Consider the following 21,830-nt stretch of genomic DNA (forward strand, 5'->3'; position numbering starts at 1 on the left):
TCCAATAACCATTTCGGTTCCATTGATTTCTTAATTAAAGGGCGCAAGATACAATTTTCAACTATTTTTGTAGAGGACGTTAACAAAGATTTTCAATAGTTTATGCGAATTGACAAATACCTATGGAGCACCCGTTATTTTAAAACGAGAAACATAGCTACCGAGGCCTGTAAAAAGGGACATATAAGAATAAACGAACAAGTGGTAAAACCCTCAAGGGAAGTGTATCCCATGGATAAAGTGGTGGTAAGGAAAGACCAAATAAATTATGAGTTTACCGTACTGGATGTTCCCGAAAGCCGGGTAGGTGCCAAGTTAGTGGACATCTACCGAAAGGACACCACTCCCAAAGAAGCCTTTGAACACAATGAGCTGTTAAAGTTTTCCAAGGATCATTATCGAAAAAAGGGTACGGGAAGACCAACAAAGAAAGACAGAAGGGATATAGACGGATACTTGGATGAAGATGCTGAATAAGGAATTTTGGGAACAAAAGTATGGGAAAGGGGATACAGGATGGGATATAGGCTGCATTTCCACACCACTTAAGGAGTATATTGACCAGCTTACGGATAAGGACTTGAAAATCCTTATTCCAGGTGTCGGCAATGCTTACGAGCTACTTTACCTGGTAGAAAAGGGGTTTCACAATGTTTTTGTCATTGATATTGCACGACAGCCTTTGGACCGGATAAAAAAAAGAATGCCGGATTTTCCCGAGAACCAAATTCTGGAAGGCAACTTTTTTGACCTCGCATTGAATAATTTTGATTTGATTCTGGAACAGACTTTTTTTTGTGCGTTAAACCCGGGTTTAAGGACGGCATATGTAAAGAAAATGAAGCAGTTGCTAAAACCCAATGGCAAACTGGCCGGACTGCTGTTCAATTTTCCCTTAACCGAAGCCGGACCGCCTTTTGGAGGCAGCATTACCGAATACAACTCCCTTTTTAAAGCGTATTTTAAGATCAAGACCCTGGAAACCGCTCGGAATTCCATAAAACCGAGAGCGGATAGGGAACTCTTTTTTATATTTGAATCTAAATAAACTATTATATAATGAAGTTACATACCTGTAGGTAGGCAGGGGATTTGGAACGGAGACAAAGACTGGAGTAAGCTTTAAGCTGTAAGCCTTAAGAAGTGAGCAGTGAAATCCATTTTTTTTGCCGACTGTAAACTGCTACTGCCAACTTTAGATAACCAAAATTTATAGAAACTAACCCCGACAACCATCGGGAGCAGGCCTGTCCGACTACGTTCAGGCGGGGTTTTAACCTTTAACTAAATAACACAAATGACTATGTCCAATAAAATTTTATCCCATGAGCAAATACAACACAAAATAAAACGTATTGCCTACCAGATTTATGAGACCAACGTTGACGAACCAGAAATTATCATTGCCGGAATTGAAGGAGGGGGGCTACATTTTGCAAAAAAGATCCAGGCCGTGCTCCAAAAGATTACCGAGGCCAATATTGTTCTCTGCAAGGTGATCATGGACAAATCCAACCCTTTGGCCAGTGGCGTAAAGACTTCCATTCCGGAATCGGAATACGCCAATAAATCCGTAGTTTTGGTAGATGACGTCCTCAATTCCGGAACAACCCTCATTTACGGAGTACATCATTTTCTTCGCGTACCATTAAAACAACTAAAGACCGCTGTATTGGTGAATAGGAACCATAAGAAATATCCTGTTAAGGCCGATTACAAAGGGATATCCCTTTCCACATCGCTTCAAGAGCACATCTATGTAGAATTCGGGGCCAAAAACGATTCGGTATCCCTAAGCGAGTAATCCCCGTATTTCCGCAACCAAAGTTTCGGGGTCCTTATTATCGCACTCCAAAATATGATTCGCTTTAAGGTAAAAGTTATTGCGCTCGAACAAATGCTTTCCAATAAACTCCGGGAGGTCCCCATCATCTATATTTTTGATCAAAGGCCTATGTTCTTTTTCCGTTATCAACCTTTTTACCAATCCGGAAATGGAAATTTTTAGATAGAAAACATGGTCCGCCAACTCCAACATGGTGTCCATGTTTCCGGAATAACATGGAGTTCCTCCGCCTGTAGATAGTACAAAGTTGTTATTTTGGGACAAAATTTCGTTTAAATATTCATGCTCCTTCTTCCTAAAGAATATTTCACCCTTCCCATTAAATACATTGGAAACGGAATCTCCCAGTCTTTCCTCAAGGACTTCATCAAGATCTAAAAAACTAATTTTCAATTTTTTAGCCAACAATTTACCTATGGTAGACTTCCCGCTTCCCATATACCCGACCAATACTATTCTCACAGTGCAATTTTTTGTAAAATTGATCTAATTTAATGGTAATTCAAAAAAAAATAAAAAATTCCCAAAAAGGCCTTGCAAAACAAACAAATGATATTATATTTGCACCCGCAAACAGCAATAGTTTGCAACTCGTTTTTGACCTGGTAGCTCAGTTGGTAGAGCATCTCCCTTTTAAGGAGAGGGTCCTGGGTTCGAGCCCCAGCCCGGTCACAAAAAAGTTAAGTCCAGTACTTAACTTTTTTTGTTTAAAATAGTTTCCATTTACTTAACTTTAGGAGCTATTTAAGGATACCCAAGAGTCCTTTAACAAGACTTAAAGCCCACGTGGTGAAATTGGTAGACACGCCACCTTGAGGGGGTGGTGTTCGCAAGGACGTGCTAGTTCGAATCTAGTCGTGGGCACCAAAAACCGCCGACTTCAATTGTGAAGTCGGCGGTTTTGTATTTCCAATACCATTTAAATCATTTTGAAAATTGCCCTACATTTTTAGAAAATAAGCCTTATTTTCATAATCGGGCATGGAACAGGCCTTTTGCCGCATAAAATTTACATAAATACCTATGGACAAAAGAGTTATTATTATCGGATCCGGATTTGCTTCCCTTTCTGCATCCTGTTATTTGGCCAAACAGGGATACGATGTGTCCATTTACGAGAAAAATAAGACCATTGGGGGCCGGGCAAGGCAATTTGTCCGCGAAGGTTTCACCTTTGATATGGGACCAAGCTGGTATTGGATGCCCGATATATTTGAAAACTTTTTCAATGATTTTGGAAAAAAATCAACTGACTATTATCAACTGGACAAGTTGGATCCCGCCTATAACGTTTATTTTTCGGACGATATCGTTACCATAGGGGACACAATGGATAAAATTTGTGAAGAATTTGAGCGCATAGAGAAAGGCAGTTCAAAACCTTTGCGCAAATTCATTAAAAAAGCGCAGGACAATTATGAAATCGCCATTCACAAGATAGTTCTTCGTCCGGGCCTTTCCCCCTTGGAATTGGTAAGCAAGGATACCGTAGTACGGTTGGACCAATTTTTTAAATCCATTAGTGACGAGGTCCGTAAACGTTTCAAAAACCCAAAACTAATATCCGTATTAGAGTTTCCCGTTCTGTTCTTAGGTGCCAAACCAAACAAAACCCCATCCTTTTACAGCTTCATGAATTTTGCCGATTTTGGTCTGGGCACATGGCATCCCAAAGGCGGAATGTACCAAGTGATCAGGGCCATGGAAATTTTGGCAGTGGAATTGGGAGTCAAAATTTATACCGATCAGGCCGTATCGAAAATTGAAGTTGCCCATGACAAGGCCACGGGCATTATAGTTAATGGCAAGGCCATTAAAGCGGATATTGTCCTGAGCGGTGCCGATTATCACCATTCCGAGACGCTATTGGACCAGCAATTTCGCCAATATTCCGAGGCATATTGGAGCAAAAAGACCTTTGCCCCATCGTCCTTATTATTTTATGTAGGGTTCGATAAAAAATTGCAGAACGTAGTGCACCATAACCTGTTTTTCGACACCAGTTTTGAGCAACACGCCAAAGAAATATATGATGCCCCCAAATGGCCAGAAGCACCGCTCTTCTACGCCAACTTTCCGTCCATTACAGATTCCGGCATGGCTCCTTCAGGCTGCGAAACGGGCTTTTTCCTAATTCCCATTGCCCCAGGTTTGGAGGATACCCAACAACTGCGCAATACGTATTTTGATATCATTTTAAACAGATTTGAAAAACGTACCGGTCAAGAAGTGAAGAATAGTATTTTGTTCAAGGAGGACTTTTGCGTAAATGATTTTAAGGAACAGTATAATTCTTATAAGGGCAATGCCTATGGTATGGCCAATACCCTTTTGCAAACCGCCTTTCTACGGCCAAAATTGCAAAGTAAAAAAGTAACCAATCTATTTTTTACCGGCCAGCTTACCGTTCCCGGTCCCGGGGTACCTCCTGCCCTAATTTCCGGAAAATTGGTTTCCGAACTTATTGTTGGACATCTAAAGACTTGAATATGAAATCAATTTTTGATGCCGTTTCCCTAAATTGCAGTAAGCTGGTTACCCAATATTACAGTACCTCCTTTTCCTTGGCTACCAAAATGTTGGCTCCTTCCATAAGGGGGGATATTTATAATATTTATGGGTTTGTCCGATTTGCGGATGAAATTGTGGACAGTTTTCATGATTATGATAAGTTGTATTTATTGAATAAATTTGAAAAAGATTTGCAGGAGGCCCTAGAACAAAAAATAAGTCTTAACCCCATACTAAATTCTTTTCAACATACATTCCATAAATATGGCATTCCGCGGCATTTGGTAAGCGCTTTCCTGAAGAGTATGCGGATGGATCTGGAGAAAAAGATTCGCCTTACGGATATCCAGTATCAGGAATATATCTATGGCTCTGCCGATGTGGTGGGCCTAATGTGTTTAAAGGTATTTGTAAAGGGGGACGAATTGGAGTACCAAAAACTTAAACCCTCCGCTATGGCCTTGGGGTCGGCTTTTCAAAAGGTAAACTTTTTAAGGGATTTAAAAACGGATTTTAAAGATTTGAACAGAACGTATTTCCCGAACACCGATCTCCACGATCTGACAGAGGAAGACAAGAACAAAATTGTGGAACAAATAAAAGCTGATTTTAAATTGGGGTATTCCGGAATAGTGCAATTGCCCACTGAAGCTAAATTTGGTGTCTATACCGCATATCGGTATTATTTTAAGTTGCTAAAAAAATTGCAGGACACCCCTTCATCAAAGATCATGTGTGGCAGAATACGGATTTCCAATCTAGACAAATTTAGATTATTGATTAAATCGTATATTAACTATAAATTAAAACTGGTTTAGAATGAATATGTTGATTTGGATTTTAATTTTCATCGCTACATTTTCCTTTATGGAGTTTATGGCCTGGTTTACCCATAAGTATATTATGCACGGTTTCTTATGGTCCTTGCACAGGGATCACCATAAAAAGAACCACGATTCCTGGTTTGAAAGAAACGATGCCTTTTTTTTATTCTACGCAGCAGTGAGCATCTCCTTCTTTTGGCTGGGCTCCCAAACCGACTTTTGGTACGGGTGGCCATTGGGGTTTGGTATATTGGCCTACGGTGCCGCTTACTTCCTTGTCCATGATATTTTTATACACCAAAGGTTCAAATTATTCAGAAATGCAAATCATTGGTATGCAAAAGGGGTAAGAAGGGCACACAAAATACATCATAAACATTTGGACAAGGAGGACGGGGAATGCTTTGGCATGTTAATGGTCCCCATTAAATATTTCCGGAAAAAAGAAAACTGAACTATGAAATGACATACCTGCCGGTAAGCAAGCCTGCCCGACTATGTTCAGGTGGGGGTTTTGAAAAAGAATAAAATTCCTTGGCAAACTATATTACGGTAAAGCTATTGGCAATATGCAATTGGCCGCAATCAAACTTCTTATTTCAATGCCCATTGTTAATTGCTCATTGCGGGCTCAACAGGCCATCTATAAGTTTCCTTGTTTTGCTACTGTTCCAATCTGCCGCACCGGTCTCCGCCACAACAATCTTACCTTCCCCATCTATAATGTATGTTGTAGGGAGTAGTTTGGTTTTAAGGGTTGCGGGTGTTTCGGAAAGGGGATAGTACACCGGGAGATCCAATTTTTTTCTTTTTAAAAAATCTTCCACTTTATTACGGTCGTCCGAAGTTACGAACATAAAGGTAACCTTGTCCCCGTAATCATTGTAAAGTTCCTGCATACTCGGCATTTCTGCTACACAGGGGGGACACCAGGTAGCCCAGAAATTCACAAGGATTACTTTTCCCCTTTGGGCTTCAAAATCGAATGTCCCATTATCCAAATCGGTCAATTTCCATTGATAGGAATCCAAAGAAACCTGCCTCCCCTCCTTTACCATAGCCGCACTTGTGGATAATAGTTTGCTGGCAAAAACCTTTATTTTAAAACCTAGGGGAGTAAAGAGCAGTACCAGCACAACGAGAACAAACACGCCATTTAAAATCCATTTCCTGTTGGGTACCGTCACATCGTATTTATTTAGCGATAAGATCGTCCAAAATGGCCTTTACCTTGTCATTGTCCCAATCCGCAACCCCTTCCTTACTGATCACTATCCTTCCCTCCTTATCCAACAAATAGGATCGGGGCGGTTTGGAACCATCCACGGGCATGGGATCGCCTACAATGGAATAGGTAACCGGAAAGGTAAAACCATGATCTGCCATAAATTTCTCTACTGGTTCCCTTTCCTCATTGGTTATGATATAAAAATCGACCTTGCCCTTATAGGCGTCATATAATTTTTGGATACTTTCCACTTCTGCCTCACTTGGAATATTCCAGGACCTCCAAAAATTGATAAAGACGACACGGCCCTTGGACTTCTTAAAATTAAAAAAATTCCAATTGGCGTCTTTTAGCTTCCAATCGTAATTCTTAATCTGGCCTCTATCTATTTCTTTGGTTACTTCAGGCGAAAAGGAGAACCATTTATTTAACAACACCTTGCTGTAATCACCCAAGGGCGTTACAAAAAAGGATAGAATCAAAGCCATCAAGGCAATATTCAGAGCAGTCTTTTTACGAATTTTCATTTAATTTATCCTTTTGTCAAAACTAAAAAACTCCTGATGAATATCAGGAGTTTTTATAAAGTATTTACAGCATAAAATTAAGCCGCATTCTCCCTTTTTATCACGTTAAGGGCAGAGCCTTCATTAAACCATTCGATCTGCGGTTGGTTATAGGTATGGTTCAATTTAATGGTTTCCTTCGTACCATCTTTATGTACCAACTCCAAGGTAATCTGCTTATCCGGTGCAAAATCCTTTATATCTATAAAGTTTAAGGTATCATCTTCTTGGATCAGATCATAATCGTTTTCATTGGCAAAGGTCAGCCCCAACATCCCTTGTTTCTTAAGGTTGGTTTCGTGGATACGTGCAAACGACTTCACAATTACCACTGCCACGCCCAAGTGCCTTGGCTGCATTGCTGCGTGTTCACGGGACGACCCTTCTCCGTAGTTATGATCTCCCACAACTACCGTTTTAATACCGGCGGCCTTGTATGCTCTTTGTGCATCCGGAACACCGCCATATTCTCCCGTAAGCTGATTCTTTACGAAATTTGTCTTTTTATTGAAGGCATTTACCGCTCCGATCAGGGTATTATTGGCAATATTATCCAAATGCCCCCTAAAACGCAACCAAGGACCTGCCATGGAAATATGGTCGGTAGTACATTTTCCAAAGGCCTTGATCAATAATTTGGCCCCTTGAAGGCTTTCTGCCTTTATAGGAACAAAGGGATCCAACAATTGTAAACGTTCCGATTTGGGATCTACTTTTACCTGCACCTTGGAACCATCTTCCACCGGTGCCAAATAACCAGCATCTTCCACTTCAAATCCTTTCGGAGGCAATTCAATTCCCAGCGGCTCGTCCAATTTAACCTCCTGTCCGTCCTCATTGATCAGGGTATCGTTCATTGGGTCAAAATCCAATCTACCTGAAATTGCTATGGCCGCTACCATTTCCGGGGAACCTACAAAGGCATGGGTATTTGGATTTCCATCAGCTCTCTTGGAAAAGTTTCGGTTAAAGGAGTGCACTATGGTATTCTTTTCTTCACCTTTTAGATCGCTACGGTCCCATTGACCTATACAGGGACCACAGGCATTGGTAAAGACCGTTGCCCCCAAATTCTCGAATATTTGCAACAACCCATCACGTTCCGCTGTAAATCTGATTTGCTCGGACCCTGGGTTGATACCAAAATCGGATTTTGGTTTAATCTTTTTATCAACGGCCTGTTTGGCAATAGAGGCGGCTCTGGTCAAGTCCTCATAAGAAGAATTGGTACAGGACCCTATTAGTCCCCAATCTACTTTCAGAGGCCATCCATTGGCTTTGGCCTTTTCTCCCAACTGCCCTACGGGAGTAGCTAGATCAGGAGTAAATGGACCGTTAAGATGCGGTTTAAGCGTATCCAGATCTATTTCTATAATTTCATCAAAATATTTTTCGGGATTGGCATATACTTCAGGATCTGCCGTTAAATAATCCTTGACCGCGTTGGCTGCATCCGCCACATCATTCCTATCCGTAGCCCTTAAATATCTTTCCATAGAGGCATCATAACCGAAGGTGGAAGTGGTAGCCCCTACTTCGGCACCCATGTTACATATGGTGCCCTTACCGGTACAGGAAAGGTTTTTAGCCCCTTCGCCAAAATATTCTATTATGGCTCCAGTACCCCCTTTTACCGTTAGTATCCCGGCTACCTTTAGAATTACATCCTTGGCAGATGTCCAACCAGAAATATTACCGGTTAGTTTAACTCCGATCAATTTTGGAAACTTAAGTTCCCAGGCCATTCCGGCCATAACATCCACAGCATCCGCACCACCAACACCGATGGCGACCATTCCCAGTCCACCGGCATTGACCGTATGCGAGTCGGTCCCTATCATCATTCCTCCAGGAAAGGCATAGTTTTCAAGAACTACCTGGTGGATAATACCGGCACCGGGCTTCCAAAAACCAATTCCGTATTTATTGGAAACGGATTCTAAAAAATTAAACACTTCGGCACTGGACGTATTGGCCACTTTCAAATCTGCCACAGCCCCACTTTTTGCCTGTATCAAGTGATCACAGTGAACCGTAGTTGGTACGGCCACCTTGGGTTTTCCTGCCTGCATAAATTGCAACAGAGCCATTTGCGCAGTAGCATCTTGACAAGCGATACGATCAGGTGCAAAATCAACATAGTCCTTGCCTCTATTAAAGGCCTTGTTGGGTGTGCCGTCCCATAAGTGGGAATACAAAATCTTCTCTGAAAGGGTCAAGGGTTTTCCAACAATTTCACGTGCCTTATCAACACGTTCGGACATGTTGGCATACACCTTCTTAATCATATCAATATCGAATGCCATTATCTATTAAATTTTAGTTTAAGTTAATCCTCAAAATTAAGAAAATCCCTTACGTTTATAAAACTTTTAAACTAAGAATACGCCAATTTTATGTAATTGTAAAAAAGATGGCTATTATGGGAATGTAAATGCAATAAATTTCTATTTTTTGAACCCCCCTATTTCGCCCTGTCACAAAAGCTTTCGAATAATATCCTCTTCGGAAATTCCTTCTGCCTCCGCCTTATAATTTTTAATGATCCGATGTCTCAGGATGCCCAAGGATACCGCTTTCACATCTTCGATATCCGGAGAAAATTTACCGTTCACGGCGGCATGGGCCTTTGCTCCCAATATTAAATTCTGGGAAGCCCTAGGTCCTGCCCCCCAATCTACAAACTGCTTTACAAATTCCGTAGCACCATCCTGATAGGGTCTTGTACTGTTTACCAATTTCACGGCATATTCCACCACATTGTCCGGAACCGGAATTCTACGCACCAAATGCTGAATGTCCATTATTTCCCCGGGTGTAAACAAGGGAACAATTTCATATCTAATATCGGATGTGGTTTCCTTTACTACCTTAATTTCCTCGGCTATAGATGGATACTTTAACTCTATGGCAAACATAAAACGATCCAACTGCGCTTCGGGCAAGGGGTAAGTCCCTTCCTGCTCTATCGGGTTCTGGGTTGCCAAAACATAATAGGGCAGCTCCAGTTTGTATTGTTGCCCCGCTATGGTCACCGCTCTTTCCTGCATGGCTTCCAATAGGGCCGCCTGGGTTTTGGGAGGGGTACGGTTAATTTCGTCTGCCAGGATTATATTGGAAAATATAGGCCCTTTTATAAATTTGAAGTTTCTATTTTGGTCCAAGACCTCACTGCCCAGGATATCACTGGGCATCAGGTCTGGGGTAAATTGAATTCTTTTAAAGCCCAGGCCAAGGGCCGAGGCTATCGTATTTACCATAAGGGTCTTGGCCAAACCCGGAACTCCTATAAGAAGGGAGTGTCCGCCGGTATAAATGGAAAGTAGTATTTGATCTACCACTTCCTCCTGCCCGATAATAATTTTAGCTATTTCCTTTTTAAGAACCTTATTTTTTTCAACTAGAGCCTTAATTGCAGCTACGTCCGACATGTATTTATTCCTTTACCCAATTATTTGCAAAATCACAGTCCTTGTTTCCAGCATTAACACTCACATAGGTATCCTCGATGTGCTCGTCCATCCATTTTTTAATGGCATTATACTGCTTTTCCCTTAGGGCCAATTCCTGGATCTTTATATAATCCTTGGCAAAATCCGCAACATGTTCATCATAACGATTGGTGATTTTCATAATTTTGTACTTGGGGCCACCACCTCTGGGGTCGTTTTCCAGTATGGGCATGGAGATTTCATTGTCCTTGATGTCCCTCACCTGGTTATAGAGCGATGGTTCCATTTTGGTAAGTTCAAATCGGGAGCTATAGTCTTGTGGATTTCTTAACAAGCCTCCGTCAAATTTGGTTTCCTTCTCGTCCGAAAAATTTAAAGCTGCGGCCGCAAAGGTAAATTTACCGTCCATAACGCCCTGTCTAATGCTGTCCAATTCCTTTCTTGCATTATCCAATTCATTTTGGGATATCTCGGGACTTATAAGAATGTGTCTTAGATCGAGTTCTTGACCTCTAATTTTTTCAACAAATATGATGTGATAACCATACTCGGTTTCGAACGGCTCTGAAATCTCCCCTTCCCTAAGACTAAAAGCCACATCCTTAAATTCCTTAACAAATGGGGTCTCACGGGTCATACTGTAAAATCCGCCCTTGGATTTGGATCCGGGATCTTGTGAATACAAAATGGCCTTCACGCTAAAACTGGCATCGTTCTCCAGAATATCGGCCCTTATACCATTTAATTTGTCTATCACCTTTTGCTTTTCCTCATCGGACGCCTTGGGCTCCTTAACTATCTGCGCAATCTCCAGCTCTGCTCCAAATATGGGTCTTTCATCTACTGGAATCTTGTTAAAGAACTGCCTAACCTCTTCCGGCGTAATCTCTATTTCCGAAATAATTTTGTTCTGCATTTTTTCGGACAGCATTCTAAGTTTGTTTATCTTGTAAAGATCCTCACGAAAACTGACCTCATCATCCTTTTTATAATAATTCAATACCTTTTCCATGGAGCCGATCTGGGACACCAATTGTTGCAGTTGTCGATCCCCCTGGGCATTTACCTCATCATCAGAGACCAAAATACTATCCTGAACTGCCTGGTGCGCGTACAAACGATCTTCCATCAATTTGCCCAAAAGGCTGCATCTTGTAACATCGGCAGTGGAAGCCCCTTGACTTTTAAGATCTATCAAGGTTTTTTCTATATCCGATTCCAAAATCACATAGTCGCCCACCACAGCGGCTATACCGTCCAATTTTATCTTTTTAAAATTGTTGACGGAATCGTTCTTGGAAACCATCGATTCCTCTACCATAACCTCTTGGGGTTCTACCTGGGTGTCCGGAAGATTTTCCGATTCCTGTGCGCCCAACATCCCTGTCAAGAATAAAATGTAAAGGGAAAAACCTGTTTTAATTACCTTGTTCATAAATTTCAAATTCTTTTTTTTTAATAGCTTCATCCATTACCTCCACTTCCAGTTTTTTCATATAATCCAACTTCCTTCTATTTAAAAGCAGTTGCTTAATGGTAGGTTCTACATAAGTAAGGGGGGCAATATCATTGATTTCCAAGATATTGTTTACCTTGGCCAAATATACCCCTAAAGAGTCCTGTAATTCAAAAAATTGTGATTTTTTTAAGTACCTGTCCTGATTTTCAACGGTTAATGGTGCAATTTCTTCCATAACACGAAAGACACTTACCCAAATGGAATCGTTGAAATTTACCTTCCTAAATTGCACACTTATAGAATCCAAATAGCGCTTATCCGCCTCCTTAAAATCCTTTAATTTCTTGGCAATGATATCCTTGTCCAAATATTGTACCGGCAATTCCACAAACCTCAACTGTACTATCCTTTCCTTTAACTTAAAATTTTCCTTTTCACGCTCGTAGAACTCGGTAAGCTGGGTACGGGTTATGGCCGTATCATGGGATTTCAGTACCAAGGCCTCCTTATAGGCCCCTGTGTATAGATCCGTTCTGTAATTGGAGACCAATTGCTCAAAATACTCCAGCTTTTCTTCCGGAAGGTTTATCTTGGACTTGGAGAGCAACAGTTGCCTATACGCCCAATTATTAATATAATTATTGACCAAAGAGGTACTGTCCTCCTTGGACATATTGGCCAATAACAACTTTTTTAAATCCTCCTTGTACAGGTACGTTTCCCCTACCCTGGCCACAGGAATTTTATTTTCCTGTTTTTTAAAAAGGGAATCACAAGATACAAAAATGCATAGCAATACTATGCCTCCTAAAAATAATGGGACTTTTCCCAGCTGTATTTTACAAAAATCCATTCCGCAAATTTAGCAATTAAGCTGCATTATGCAAGGCCTCATTTCCCAATATAAATCCCGAACATTTATTGGAAGGTTTCCTGCATTTGTTATGGCTATTATTATTAATTTTATGAAATCATTTAAACTTTTCTGATTGAAGCGAAAATCAGCAATTTTTTGACCAGTTGAAGCCCTTTTTGAGTTGCATAGCAGAGCTACGGAACAAAAACCTTCCTGCCGGCAGGCATGAAAGGTGAAAAGTGGGCGAAAAAGAGCGATTCCTGCCCGACCTTGGTCAGGCGGGTTTTAGCCAATTGGGAAAAGTTTAAATAAGTTCTATACTATGGCGGACAGACAAATAAAACTTATTTGGGATTTTAGGGGCGAATCGGCCCAAAATACAGCGATACACCATAAAATACATCTTGAAGAATATGTGTTGGCCCATAATTTGACCTTGAACATTACAGGACATAAGGACCTAAGTAACATGCATTCCATTGCATATGTGGTTGTTAGCGAAGCCGAGATGATCGCCGTTAGGAATGCCTTAAAACCACATCGCGGTGAAGTCTACATCACAAAAGACTAGATCATATCAAATCTAAGGTTTTGGAGCAGAATGGATTATATTTAAGCTGTAGGCTGTGGGCAAAAAAACATATTTCACTTTGGACTATCAAAGTTTATAGAAAATTGTCGCGAGCAGGCCTGCCGACAAAGGCAGGGGTTTTTGAAAGGGTGGACAGTTGGCTGTAGCAGTTGGCAGGGAGAAAGTTCAAGGTTCAAGGTTTCAAAAATAGATTTCACTTTGAACTATCAAAGTTTATAGAAAATTATCGTGGGCTGGCCTGACGGCAAAGACTGGGGATTTAACCATTAACTAACGTGAGATGAATGTATATTTTGTTTAAAATCAGCTATTTATACAACATCTGTCTGGTCGAGCGCCCGCCCGTATCATTTTTTTTAAAATGCTTTAAATCAATGTAATGAAAATATTTTTATGTCGAACTCACGTTAACTAGATAAAAACAAATGGGCAGAAGATTATTTCTTTTTATCCTTACAATAAGCACCCTACTTGTTTCATGCGCCGCCCGCACCGAGGACCCTGATCTTTTAAAAAAGGCCCTGGCCTCTAGCAATCCAAAAATACGGACTGTTATGGATAGTCTGGACCAATATGAGCTACAGGTAAGGTACACCCGGATCGATAGGTACAGGGACAGCATAATTTTTACGGACTACGATTTCCAGGTAAACGACAGTAACTACTTCTACCCTGCAAGCACGGTCAAAATACTTACGGCTATACTTAGCCTGGAAAAACTGAACGAAACGGATTCCCTGGACCTGTATGCCCAATTCTATGTGGAAGGTGACTCCCTGGAAACGACCTTCGCAAATGAAATTTCAAAGATTTTTGCGGTAAGTGACAATGGGGCCAATAATCGACTTTTTGAATTTTTGGGGCAAGACCGAATAAACCAACGCCTAACGGACAAGGGCATAGCCCCTGTACGGATATCCCATCGCCTTTCAACAGAAAATGCTTATGAGGTAACCACAAGGCCGCTTATCATCTACTTGAACGATTCCACAATAAGCTGGTCAAAACCAAGTATAAATAAACCCGCAGTACCCTTGGCCCTGAACAGGATAAAAAAAGGAACGGCCCATTACGAAGAAAACACTCTTATTAACGAACCCTTTGACTTTAGTCTAAAAAATTATTATCCCCTTAGCACCCAGAACGAGGTATTAAAAAGAATAATTTTCCCGGAACAGTTTCCGAAAAACCAACAATTCAATCTTAGCCCGGAACAACATCACTTTCTCCTTAAGGCCATGTACGAACTGCCCAAAAATATAGGCTATGATACAAGGGAGTATTACGACGGCTATTGTAAGTTTTTCATGTTCGGGGATACACGGGATACCATTCCTGAATATCTTAAAATATACAATAAAGTAGGAAATGCCTATGGCACCATTACGGATTGTGCCTATATAACGGACCATAAAAACAAGGTGGAGTTTATGCTTACTGCCACCCTTTTGGTCAATAGGAACGGGGTCTTCAACGACAACAACTACGAGTACGAAAATATTGGACTTCCATTCCTGGCACAATTGGGAAGGGAGATCTACGACCTGGAAATTGCTAAAAAACAATAATAATGACCGGCCGTGGGCCGTAAGCAGTAAGCAGTAAGCAGTAAGCAGTAAGCAGTAAGCAGTAAGCAGTAAGCAAAAAACAGATTTTACTTTGGACTATCAAAATCTATAGAAACATATTCCGTTAACCATCGGAAGCTGGCCGGCAAAGGCAGGCCCGTCCGAACGACAGAGGGCGGGGTTTTAACCTTTAAGTGGGTAATAAATATTGGGCACCAAGATGAAAGCCATAAAATCACCATAAGGACAGGGCTCAATTTAGTAATTTCCTATTTTTGTCCATGAAGTGATTTAAAAAATGATAACAAAACCACGTATCGCCCTTATTATTGGGATAATCTGTATTTCCATTTTTCCAATATTGGTGAAACTCAATTACACTCCCGGCCTTATTTCCGCATTCTATCGAATGGCCATAGCCTTGGGCATCATTCTGCCCTACATACTATGCACCAAATCCTTAAAAATTCCGGAACGAAGCACTTTGATACTTACCCTGCTGTCCGGAGTATGCTTTGGGTCCGATGTGGCCGTATGGAACATAGCCATACAGGAATCCACGGCAACGCAGGCATCGTTCTTGACGAACCTGTCCCCGGTCTGGGTTGGGATCGGAACATTTTTATTTCTAAGGCCCAAACCCTCGGTTAACTTTTGGATAGGTACCCTAATTGCCCTCTTGGGAATGATTACCTTGGTTGGATTTAAATTTTTTGCCAGACTTACTTTTGATATCGGCTTTAGTTTTGGATTGCTTTCCGGAGTGTTCTATGCCATCTACATCCTAATCAGTAAAAACGTACTTGCCAAGATGACCATAGTCAATTTTATGGCCCTAAGCCTAATTTCTTCTACCCTCTTTTTGGGAATCCTATCGTTTGCACTGGGAGAACCCTTTAATGGTTTCTCTAATACGGGATGGTTTGTACTTTTTATCCAAGGATCGGTATGTCAATTATTGGCCTGGCTGTCCATCAGCTATGCCACCCAACATATGCGGGCCACAAGAGTCTCTTTGAGCCTATTGGCACAGGCCATTTTGGCCACCATTTTGGCATGGGCATTACTAGATGAAATAATTACCCTACAAATGATTCTGGGAGGCATTATCCTACTCTTTGGGATCCGACTTACCTTTTACGACAAGCCACTTGTTGAACCATTTAAACCCAAGGCTAAACTCCCGCCTCTTTAATTACCTTTAAGGTCTTTTGCAATCCGGTTTTGGCCACCTCCAACAAATCCATACTATGGTATTCCGGGTTGTACAGTTCCAAAGATATGCACCCATTGAAGCCTGTGGTCTTAAGGTCTTTTAAAATCTGTGGCAGCGGCAGGATTCCGTCTCCGGGATAGACCCTATGTTTGTCCTCCATATCTGCTAGTTCCATTCCTTTGGGTGCATCGTTAAACTGAAAAATAGCAAAGATATTGCCATTTAAAAGTTTCAACCCTTCAAAACCGCCCTCTGAAATATACATATGATATACATCCGGTATAATCTTGGCTTCAGGGTGATTGGCGTCCAAGGCTACAGCAGTTGCCTGCCCCATGGTCTTCAGTGGAAACATCTTCACAAATACCAGTGCCGGGATTACATTATACTCTGAAATACCAATTTCCAATAATCTTCTGTAACAAGAGGCTACAAAAGCCACATCATAATTCTCCCCAACCTGATTGGGTATGGCCTGTACATAGGTACAACCTATTTCCGAGGCCATTCTCATTCTATTTTTGGTTTCGGGCAAAGATTTTTGAAATTCTTCCTCATTTTTGGGAATGCAGCCCCATAAACCTATCATACTGGGCACAAATAATCCGGCTTCCTTTATTTTAACACCTAATTTCTTAAGATCTCCCCCGCTTTTCTCGTACTCTGCCAAATCGCTGTCCCAAGGCTCTATCGCATCATAGCCAGCAGCAATGGCAATTTCCACCTTCTTTTCCAAGCCCTTTGCAGGTCTTATGGTCGCCGTATCCAAACAGATAGGCCATGGACTTTGTCCGTTTTGATATCTTTTTACTTTTTTAGGAATTTCCATCGGCAATGTATTGGCCAATGAGATAGTTGCAACACCAGCGGTGGCTGCTCCTGCAATAAAGGATCTGCGATTCATATTTATGTCTGTTATTCGACTAAAATATAAAAAAAGCGACTTATATCCTACTTTGGGGCAAGAACCTAAGGTTGTAGTTTTGAAATATAACAAATAGCTTACCCAAAAGACCAAAGATTATTTAACCTATTCCCCGGAACCCTGAAAATTAAACCAAAAATAACGGATCAGCCTTGGATCGGCTCCCCGTAAAGGTCAAAATCCGCAGCTTCAAAAATATGAAGATCAACAAATTCCCCTACTTTCAGATAGTGCTTTGCCGCATCTACCAAGACTTCGTTATCCACATCGGGAGAATCGAACTCGGAGCGGCCCACAAAATATTTACCTTCCTTACGGTCTATGATACAACGCAAGGTTTTACCCACTTTTTCTTGGTTCAACTCCCATGAAATCTGGGACTGAAGCTCCATAATCTCCGAAGCCCTTTGCTGTTTCACTTCCTCCGGAACATCATCTTCCAAATTATAGGCGTGGGTATTTTCTTCGTGGCTATATGTAAAACAGCCCAATCGTTCAAAACGCATTTCTTCCACCCAACTTTTCAAGGTTTGAAAATCTTCCTCCGTTTCCCCCGGATAGCCAACGATCAAGGTGGTCCTTATTGTCATTCCAGGCACGGCGGCCCTAAAGTCCTGCAACAATTTTGTTGTTTTGACCTGTGTAGTACCCCTTCGCATACTCTTTAATATGGCATCCGAAATGTGCTGCAATGGGATATCCAGGTAATTACAAACCTTAGTTTCACGTTTCATTACTTCCAGGACATCCATAGGAAATCCGGTGGGGAAAGCATAATGTAATCTGATCCATTCAATACCTTCCACCTTCACCAACTCCTTGAGCAATTCCGCCAAATTCCTTTTCTTATAAAGGTCCAATCCGTAATAAGTTAGATCCTGTGCAATAAGAATCAATTCCTTGACCCCTTTGGCCGCCAATTTATTGGCTTCAGTAACCAGATCCTCTATAGGGGTACTCCTGTGTTTGCCCCGCATGATGGGGATGGCACAGAAAGAACAAGGCCGATCGCAGCCCTCTGCAATTTTAAGATAGGCATAATTTTTAGGGGTGGTCGTTAACCGCTCCCCTATAAGTTCGTGCTTATAATCGGCCCCCAGGGCCTTTAATAAATTAGGCAGTTCACTGGTTCCGAAATACTCGTCCACATTGGGGATCTCCTTTTGCAGATCCGGTTTGTAGCGCTCGCTTAAGCAGCCTGTAACAAATACCTTGTCCACTTCCCCTGCCTCCTTTTTTTGAACGTACTCCAAAATGGTATTGACACTCTCCTCCTTGGCATTGGCAATAAAGCCGCAGGTGTTTATCACCACCACATTCCCTTCCTCCTCATGCACGACTTCCTTGTTATTGGCCCTCAATTGACCCATCAATACCTCGGAATCGTATACATTCTTGGAACAGCCCAAGGTTACTACATTGATCCTATTCTTCTTAAGTGACTTAGTACGCATATGTTTAAATAAAGTGCAAAAGTACAATTTGAAAAAAGATTGTAGTACCATTATATCTTTTTTTATTCTTTTAACGTTAAACCTTTATAACCTATTGATATCTAGTAAATAAAGCCTAATGAAAACCCCCTTTTTTATTTCAAGTTTGTTGGTTGTCTACTGCCTAATGGGATGCTCCAATGATAATGATGGCCAAATACCTATTCCCCCAGAGGAAGGCCTATATTTTCCCCCAATAAATTCCGATGAATGGGAAACGGTGTCCCTTGAAGAGCTGGAATGGGATTCAAGTGCGGAACAACCACTTTACAACTTCCTGGAAACCAATAAAACGGAAGCCTTTATCCTATTGAAGGATGGAAAAATTGTTATGGAAAAATATTTTGGAAGCTTTAACGCTACCAAAAATCACACTTGGAACTCCGCAGCCAAAACCTTGACCGCCTTTACTGTGGGAATTGCCCAAAAGGAAGGATTTCTAGCCTTGGACAATTCTTCCTCAGACTATATGGGAACGGGATGGTCCTCCCTAAGTCCGGAGCAGGAAGCCCAGATAACCGTAAAAAACCATCTTACCATGACTTCAGGTCTGGATTTTACGGGTGATAACAGTTTTTGTACGGATGTGGAGTGTTTGATTTACAAGGATGCCCCCAACAGCTTTTGGTATTACCACAATGCGGCCTATACCCTGCTGGATAATATTATAAGTGGTGCTGTTGGCCAAGATTATAAGGAATACTTTAATGAAAAGGTGCGCGATAAAATTGGGATGCAGGGATCCTGGATAAAGACAGGATATCTTAATCTTTACTTTAGCAATGCCCGAAGCATGGCCCGATTTGGACTATTAAACCTCAACAAGGGAAGATGGGAAGATACCCTTATTCTGGACGACCCCGGCTATTTTACGGAAATGACCACCACTTCCCAAGAACTGAACAAGTCCTATGGCTATCTCTGGTGGCTGAATGGAAAAAGTAGTTATAGAATCCCCGGTTCCGAAGAACTTTTTCCCGGAAAGCTAATTCCCAATGCTCCGGACGACCTAATAGCCGGACTGGGTGCCTTTGACCAAAAACTATACATAGTACCCAGTAAAAGATTGGTAATTATACGTATGGGCGATTCCGCCAATGAAGATGAATTGGGACCAACTAGCTTTGACAACGATTTGTGGGAAAAAATAAATGAGGTGATCGACTAAACTATGCCACGAAATTACATACCTGCCTTTGCCGATAGGCTGTAGGCTGTAGGCAAAAAAAAAGCCGGATTTCACCACCCACTGTGGACAACCAAAGTGTATAAGAATCTATCTTTTCTAGTAGTGTTAACAGGCCTTAATTTACGGGTTGAAGCTGCACTATCTCTTCCAAAAACCCTATGGTTTCCTTCCTTACAGATTCCAAATCCTTTGAAGTAATATAGGAGGTCATTACATGGTTACCTACCTCCGGAAAAGCAACCTTACGTTTTAAGTGGTTCCCAACCCCCAGTTCATCGTACATTTCCAACAGGGCGGGTACCGAAACCACCTTATCCTGTTCTTCTTCGTTCTTATAGTAATATCCCATAAAGATGGGTTGATGGATGCGCTGAAAGACCTCCGGTTTCATTGTTACATCCAACAAAGCCTGTAATTGCGTCAAGGCCTCTACCCTATATCTTGTTGTCCAATAGCTCCGTTTTAAAGAATCGGCTTCAGATTCATAAAAATCACTATCCATAACAGTTTTGGCTATCTCCAAACCCCATGGTCCCGACAACAATACTGCAGTGGGGTCGAAGATTTTTACATTGGGGGAATACAAAAGAAGGGCGGCAATATCCTTGTCCTCTTGAGTCAAATAAAGTGCTAGGGTGCCTCCTGTGGAAGTCCCCATTACAATAACTTTTTTTCCTATCTGTTTGGCAATCGCCAAGGCCTCCTTTGCGGATTCGAAATAGTCCGTTGCCGTTAAGTGAAGCATAGCCTGTTCTTCCTGGATACCATGGCCTTCCAAGCGGGGAAGGTATACATTGGCACCATACCTTTGCCCCAATTCCATGTGAAGGGGAGCACCTTCTTCGCGACTGGCAGACCAACCGTGAAGATAAAGTATGGCGTATTCGGTTTTACTGGGGATGGAATCGTACCAAATAATTTGCGACTCGTTATTGGCCTTAATTTTGGTATTTAAACTTTCCCGTTCGTTTATCCTCTTTTGAAGTGCTGCCAAATTGCTTTCCACCGCAGGAAGGTTCATCGTTAAAAGGGGTTTATCTACCTTGGGACCAAGGAAATAGACTCCCGTCAATAAGAGCAGTAAAAGGAATACAGCCTTAAGTAATCGTCGGATGAACCTCATTCTTTTTTACTGAAAAATGAATCCACAAATTCGATTTTATTAAATACCTGCAAATCATCCATTCCTTCCCCTACTCCAATATACTTTACAGGAATCTGAAATTGATCCGAAATACCGATAACCACACCACCCTTGGCGGTACCGTCCAATTTGGTGACTGCCAAGGAGGTTACTTCCGTAGCCTTGGTAAACTGTTTTGCCTGCTCAAAGGCATTCTGGCCCGTAGAACCGTCCAATACCAATAGTACTTCATCCGGAGTGCCTTCCACTACCTTCTGCATGACGCGCTTCACTTTTGTCAATTCATTCATCAAATTAACCTTATTGTGGAGTCGGCCTGCAGTATCTATAATTACTACGTCCGCATTCTGCTTAAGGGCAGAACTAAGGGTATCAAAGGCCACTGAAGCGGGATCACTCCCCATATTTTGTTTAATGATAGGAACATCTACTCGATCTGCCCATACCTGAAGTTGGTCTATGGCAGCCGCCCTAAAGGTATCGGCGGCTCCTAGAACTACCTTTAAACCCTGCTTTTTAAATTGGTATGCCAACTTACCAATTGTAGTTGTTTTACCTACACCGTTTACTCCGACCACCATAATAACATAAGGTTTTCTAATGGAAGGCACCGTGAACTCCGTTTCAACCCCAGAATTGGTTTCGGATAACAATCCTGCTATCTCCTCCCTTAATATAACATTTAGCTCGTCTACCCCCAAGTATTTATCCTTGGAAACACGTGCTTCTATACGCCCTATTATTTTTAAAGTGGTATTTACGCCTACATCGGAAGAGACCAAAACCTCCTCCAAATTATCCAAAACATCATCATCTACCTTGGATTTCCCTACGACCACCTTACTAAGTTTGGATAAAAAATTAGTCTTGGTCTTTTCCAGACCCTTGTCCAAGGATTCCTTTTTTTGTGTTGAAAATATTTTTTTAAATAAGCTCATATGTTTGGCCTGTTCCTTTTCAT

General features: G+C 41.5%; 21 protein-coding genes and 2 tRNA genes. 12 read left to right on the forward strand and 11 right to left on the reverse strand.

Features of this window, described 5'->3' with window-relative positions; all coding sequences use genetic code 11:
* The first annotated feature begins 102 nt into the window (after positions 1–102).
* The 3 genes from D0S24_RS19790 to D0S24_RS19800 all read left to right on the forward strand — a co-directional run bounded on the left by D0S24_RS19790 (position 103) and on the right by D0S24_RS19800 (position 1,804).
* Positions 103–477 carry an RNA-binding S4 domain-containing protein gene (locus D0S24_RS19790; RefSeq protein WP_117021570.1) on the forward strand — a complete coding sequence of 125 codons (375 nt, stop codon included), beginning with the start codon at positions 103–105 and terminating at the stop codon, positions 475–477.
* Positions 461–1,048 carry a methyltransferase domain-containing protein gene (locus D0S24_RS19795; RefSeq protein WP_117021571.1) on the forward strand — a complete coding sequence of 196 codons (588 nt, stop codon included), beginning with the start codon at positions 461–463 and terminating at the stop codon, positions 1,046–1,048. Before D0S24_RS19790 ends, D0S24_RS19795 begins: the two co-directional genes overlap by 17 nt.
* 255 nt (positions 1,049–1,303) lie before the next feature.
* Positions 1,304–1,804: a phosphoribosyltransferase family protein gene (locus D0S24_RS19800; protein ID WP_117021572.1), complete on the forward strand. Its 501-nt coding sequence runs from the start codon at positions 1,304–1,306 to the stop codon at positions 1,802–1,804.
* Here the strand turns inward: D0S24_RS19800 and D0S24_RS19805 are convergent.
* Complete coding sequence (locus tag D0S24_RS19805; protein ID WP_117021573.1) at positions 1,793–2,308, reverse strand: shikimate kinase; 516 nt, start codon at positions 2,306–2,308, stop codon at positions 1,793–1,795. The two genes, D0S24_RS19800 and D0S24_RS19805, sit on opposite strands and share 12 nt — an antisense overlap.
* A 137-nt stretch (positions 2,309–2,445) precedes the next feature.
* Here D0S24_RS19805 and D0S24_RS19810 point away from each other — a divergent pair.
* From D0S24_RS19810 to D0S24_RS19830, 5 genes are all read left to right on the forward strand, one after another.
* Positions 2,446–2,518: transfer RNA gene (locus D0S24_RS19810), tRNA-Lys, on the forward strand.
* Positions 2,519–2,626: 108 nt separating this feature from the next.
* Positions 2,627–2,713: transfer RNA gene (locus tag D0S24_RS19815), tRNA-Leu, on the forward strand.
* A 156-nt stretch (positions 2,714–2,869) separates the two neighbouring features.
* Entirely contained in the window at positions 2,870–4,333 is a 1,464-nt protein-coding gene (locus tag D0S24_RS19820) for an NAD(P)/FAD-dependent oxidoreductase (protein ID WP_117021574.1), read from the forward strand.
* 2 nt (positions 4,334–4,335) lie between these two features.
* Positions 4,336–5,175 carry a phytoene/squalene synthase family protein gene (locus tag D0S24_RS19825; protein WP_117021575.1) on the forward strand — a complete coding sequence of 280 codons (840 nt, stop codon included), beginning with the start codon at positions 4,336–4,338 and terminating at the stop codon, positions 5,173–5,175.
* 1 nt (position 5,176) lies between these two features.
* The gene (locus D0S24_RS19830; RefSeq protein WP_117021576.1) at positions 5,177–5,635 is read left to right on the forward strand and encodes a sterol desaturase family protein; all 459 of its coding nucleotides are present in this window, start codon (positions 5,177–5,179) and stop codon (positions 5,633–5,635) included.
* A gap of 166 nt (positions 5,636–5,801) precedes the next feature.
* On the opposite strand, the gene D0S24_RS19835 is transcribed toward D0S24_RS19830, so the two are convergent.
* From D0S24_RS19835 to D0S24_RS19860, 6 genes are all read right to left on the reverse strand, one after another.
* Positions 5,802–6,368, reverse strand: coding sequence for a TlpA disulfide reductase family protein (locus D0S24_RS19835; protein ID WP_117021577.1), 567 nt, complete (start codon positions 6,366–6,368; stop codon positions 5,802–5,804).
* Between the two features lie 7 nt (positions 6,369–6,375).
* Positions 6,376–6,936: a TlpA disulfide reductase family protein gene (locus D0S24_RS19840; protein ID WP_117021578.1), complete on the reverse strand. Its 561-nt coding sequence runs from the start codon at positions 6,934–6,936 to the stop codon at positions 6,376–6,378.
* 77 nt (positions 6,937–7,013) lie between these two features.
* Positions 7,014–9,281, reverse strand: coding sequence for an aconitate hydratase (locus tag D0S24_RS19845; RefSeq protein WP_117021579.1), 2,268 nt, complete (start codon positions 9,279–9,281; stop codon positions 7,014–7,016).
* A gap of 171 nt (positions 9,282–9,452) precedes the next feature.
* The gene (locus D0S24_RS19850; RefSeq protein WP_117021580.1) at positions 9,453–10,406 is read right to left on the reverse strand and encodes a MoxR family ATPase; all 954 of its coding nucleotides are present in this window, start codon (positions 10,404–10,406) and stop codon (positions 9,453–9,455) included.
* Between the two features lie 4 nt (positions 10,407–10,410).
* Entirely contained in the window at positions 10,411–11,862 is a 1,452-nt protein-coding gene (locus D0S24_RS19855) for a peptidylprolyl isomerase (protein WP_117021619.1), read from the reverse strand.
* Positions 11,846–12,739 (reverse strand): peptidyl-prolyl cis-trans isomerase, encoded by an 894-nt coding sequence (locus D0S24_RS19860; RefSeq protein ID WP_117021581.1) that lies wholly within the window; start codon positions 12,737–12,739, stop codon positions 11,846–11,848. The genes D0S24_RS19855 and D0S24_RS19860 overlap by 17 nt, the downstream gene beginning before the upstream one ends.
* Positions 12,740–13,064: 325 nt before the next feature.
* Here D0S24_RS19860 and D0S24_RS19865 point away from each other — a divergent pair, with 325 nt between their 5' ends.
* The 3 genes from D0S24_RS19865 to D0S24_RS19875 all read left to right on the forward strand — a co-directional run bounded on the left by D0S24_RS19865 (position 13,065) and on the right by D0S24_RS19875 (position 16,097).
* Positions 13,065–13,313, forward strand: a complete 249-nt coding sequence (locus tag D0S24_RS19865) for a hypothetical protein (RefSeq protein WP_117021582.1) — start codon at positions 13,065–13,067, stop codon at positions 13,311–13,313.
* A 446-nt stretch (positions 13,314–13,759) separates the two neighbouring features.
* Positions 13,760–14,902 (forward strand): serine hydrolase, encoded by a 1,143-nt coding sequence (locus D0S24_RS19870; RefSeq protein WP_117021583.1) that lies wholly within the window; start codon positions 13,760–13,762, stop codon positions 14,900–14,902.
* Positions 14,903–15,200: 298 nt separating this feature from the next.
* Positions 15,201–16,097: a DMT family transporter gene (locus D0S24_RS19875; protein ID WP_117021584.1), complete on the forward strand. Its 897-nt coding sequence runs from the start codon at positions 15,201–15,203 to the stop codon at positions 16,095–16,097.
* On the opposite strand, the gene D0S24_RS19880 is transcribed toward D0S24_RS19875, so the two are convergent.
* Together D0S24_RS19880 and rimO are read right to left on the reverse strand one after the other, a co-directional pair.
* On the reverse strand, positions 16,078–17,022 hold the full coding sequence (locus tag D0S24_RS19880; RefSeq protein ID WP_117021585.1) for a sugar phosphate isomerase/epimerase: 945 nt from the start codon (positions 17,020–17,022) through the stop codon (positions 16,078–16,080). The genes D0S24_RS19875 and D0S24_RS19880 overlap by 20 nt on opposite strands.
* A gap of 167 nt (positions 17,023–17,189) precedes the next feature.
* Positions 17,190–18,497 (reverse strand): 30S ribosomal protein S12 methylthiotransferase RimO, encoded by a 1,308-nt coding sequence (rimO, locus tag D0S24_RS19885; protein WP_117021586.1) that lies wholly within the window; start codon positions 18,495–18,497, stop codon positions 17,190–17,192.
* A 118-nt stretch (positions 18,498–18,615) separates the two neighbouring features.
* Here rimO and D0S24_RS19890 point away from each other — a divergent pair, with 118 nt between their 5' ends.
* The gene (locus D0S24_RS19890) at positions 18,616–19,704 is read left to right on the forward strand and encodes a serine hydrolase (protein WP_117021587.1); all 1,089 of its coding nucleotides are present in this window, start codon (positions 18,616–18,618) and stop codon (positions 19,702–19,704) included.
* Positions 19,705–19,840: 136 nt separating this feature from the next.
* On the opposite strand, the gene D0S24_RS19895 is transcribed toward D0S24_RS19890, so the two are convergent.
* Both D0S24_RS19895 and ftsY read right to left on the reverse strand, forming a co-directional pair.
* Entirely contained in the window at positions 19,841–20,848 is a 1,008-nt protein-coding gene (locus D0S24_RS19895; RefSeq protein ID WP_117021588.1) for a carboxylesterase, read from the reverse strand.
* Positions 20,845–21,807 (reverse strand): signal recognition particle-docking protein FtsY, encoded by a 963-nt coding sequence (gene ftsY, locus D0S24_RS19900; RefSeq protein WP_117021589.1) that lies wholly within the window; start codon positions 21,805–21,807, stop codon positions 20,845–20,847. Before ftsY ends, D0S24_RS19895 begins: the two co-directional genes overlap by 4 nt.
* Between the last annotated feature and the right edge of the window lie 23 nt (positions 21,808–21,830).

The sequence above is a fragment of the Arenibacter sp. P308M17 genome (assembly GCF_003426735.1).
Taxonomy (GTDB): domain Bacteria; phylum Bacteroidota; class Bacteroidia; order Flavobacteriales; family Flavobacteriaceae; genus Arenibacter.

What these genes read in the sequence shown, in the direction of transcription:
- D0S24_RS19790 (WP_117021570.1), top strand. Translation starts at nt 103, where the DNA reads ATGCGAATTGACAAATACCTATGGAGCACCCGTTATTTTAAAACGAGA.
- D0S24_RS19795 (WP_117021571.1), top strand. Translation starts at nt 461, where the DNA reads ATGAAGATGCTGAATAAGGAATTTTGGGAACAAAAGTATGGGAAAGGG.
- D0S24_RS19800 (WP_117021572.1), top strand. Translation starts at nt 1,304, where the DNA reads ATGTCCAATAAAATTTTATCCCATGAGCAAATACAACACAAAATAAAA.
- D0S24_RS19820 (WP_117021574.1), top strand. Translation starts at nt 2,870, where the DNA reads ATGGACAAAAGAGTTATTATTATCGGATCCGGATTTGCTTCCCTTTCT.
- D0S24_RS19825 (WP_117021575.1), top strand. Translation starts at nt 4,336, where the DNA reads ATGAAATCAATTTTTGATGCCGTTTCCCTAAATTGCAGTAAGCTGGTT.
- D0S24_RS19830 (WP_117021576.1), top strand. Translation starts at nt 5,177, where the DNA reads ATGAATATGTTGATTTGGATTTTAATTTTCATCGCTACATTTTCCTTT.
- D0S24_RS19840 (WP_117021578.1), bottom strand. Translation starts at nt 6,936, where the DNA reads ATGAAAATTCGTAAAAAGACTGCTCTGAATATTGCCTTGATGGCTTTG.
- D0S24_RS19845 (WP_117021579.1), bottom strand. Translation starts at nt 9,281, where the DNA reads ATGGCATTCGATATTGATATGATTAAGAAGGTGTATGCCAACATGTCC.
- D0S24_RS19850 (WP_117021580.1), bottom strand. Translation starts at nt 10,406, where the DNA reads ATGTCGGACGTAGCTGCAATTAAGGCTCTAGTTGAAAAAAATAAGGTT.
- D0S24_RS19855 (WP_117021619.1), bottom strand. Translation starts at nt 11,862, where the DNA reads ATGAACAAGGTAATTAAAACAGGTTTTTCCCTTTACATTTTATTCTTG.
- D0S24_RS19860 (WP_117021581.1), bottom strand. Translation starts at nt 12,739, where the DNA reads ATGGATTTTTGTAAAATACAGCTGGGAAAAGTCCCATTATTTTTAGGA.
- D0S24_RS19865 (WP_117021582.1), top strand. Translation starts at nt 13,065, where the DNA reads ATGGCGGACAGACAAATAAAACTTATTTGGGATTTTAGGGGCGAATCG.
- D0S24_RS19870 (WP_117021583.1), top strand. Translation starts at nt 13,760, where the DNA reads ATGGGCAGAAGATTATTTCTTTTTATCCTTACAATAAGCACCCTACTT.
- D0S24_RS19875 (WP_117021584.1), top strand. Translation starts at nt 15,201, where the DNA reads ATGATAACAAAACCACGTATCGCCCTTATTATTGGGATAATCTGTATT.
- D0S24_RS19880 (WP_117021585.1), bottom strand. Translation starts at nt 17,022, where the DNA reads ATGAATCGCAGATCCTTTATTGCAGGAGCAGCCACCGCTGGTGTTGCA.
- rimO (WP_117021586.1), bottom strand. Translation starts at nt 18,497, where the DNA reads ATGCGTACTAAGTCACTTAAGAAGAATAGGATCAATGTAGTAACCTTG.
- D0S24_RS19890 (WP_117021587.1), top strand. Translation starts at nt 18,616, where the DNA reads ATGAAAACCCCCTTTTTTATTTCAAGTTTGTTGGTTGTCTACTGCCTA.
- D0S24_RS19895 (WP_117021588.1), bottom strand. Translation starts at nt 20,848, where the DNA reads ATGAGGTTCATCCGACGATTACTTAAGGCTGTATTCCTTTTACTGCTC.
- ftsY (WP_117021589.1), bottom strand. Translation starts at nt 21,807, where the DNA reads ATGAGCTTATTTAAAAAAATATTTTCAACACAAAAAAAGGAATCCTTG.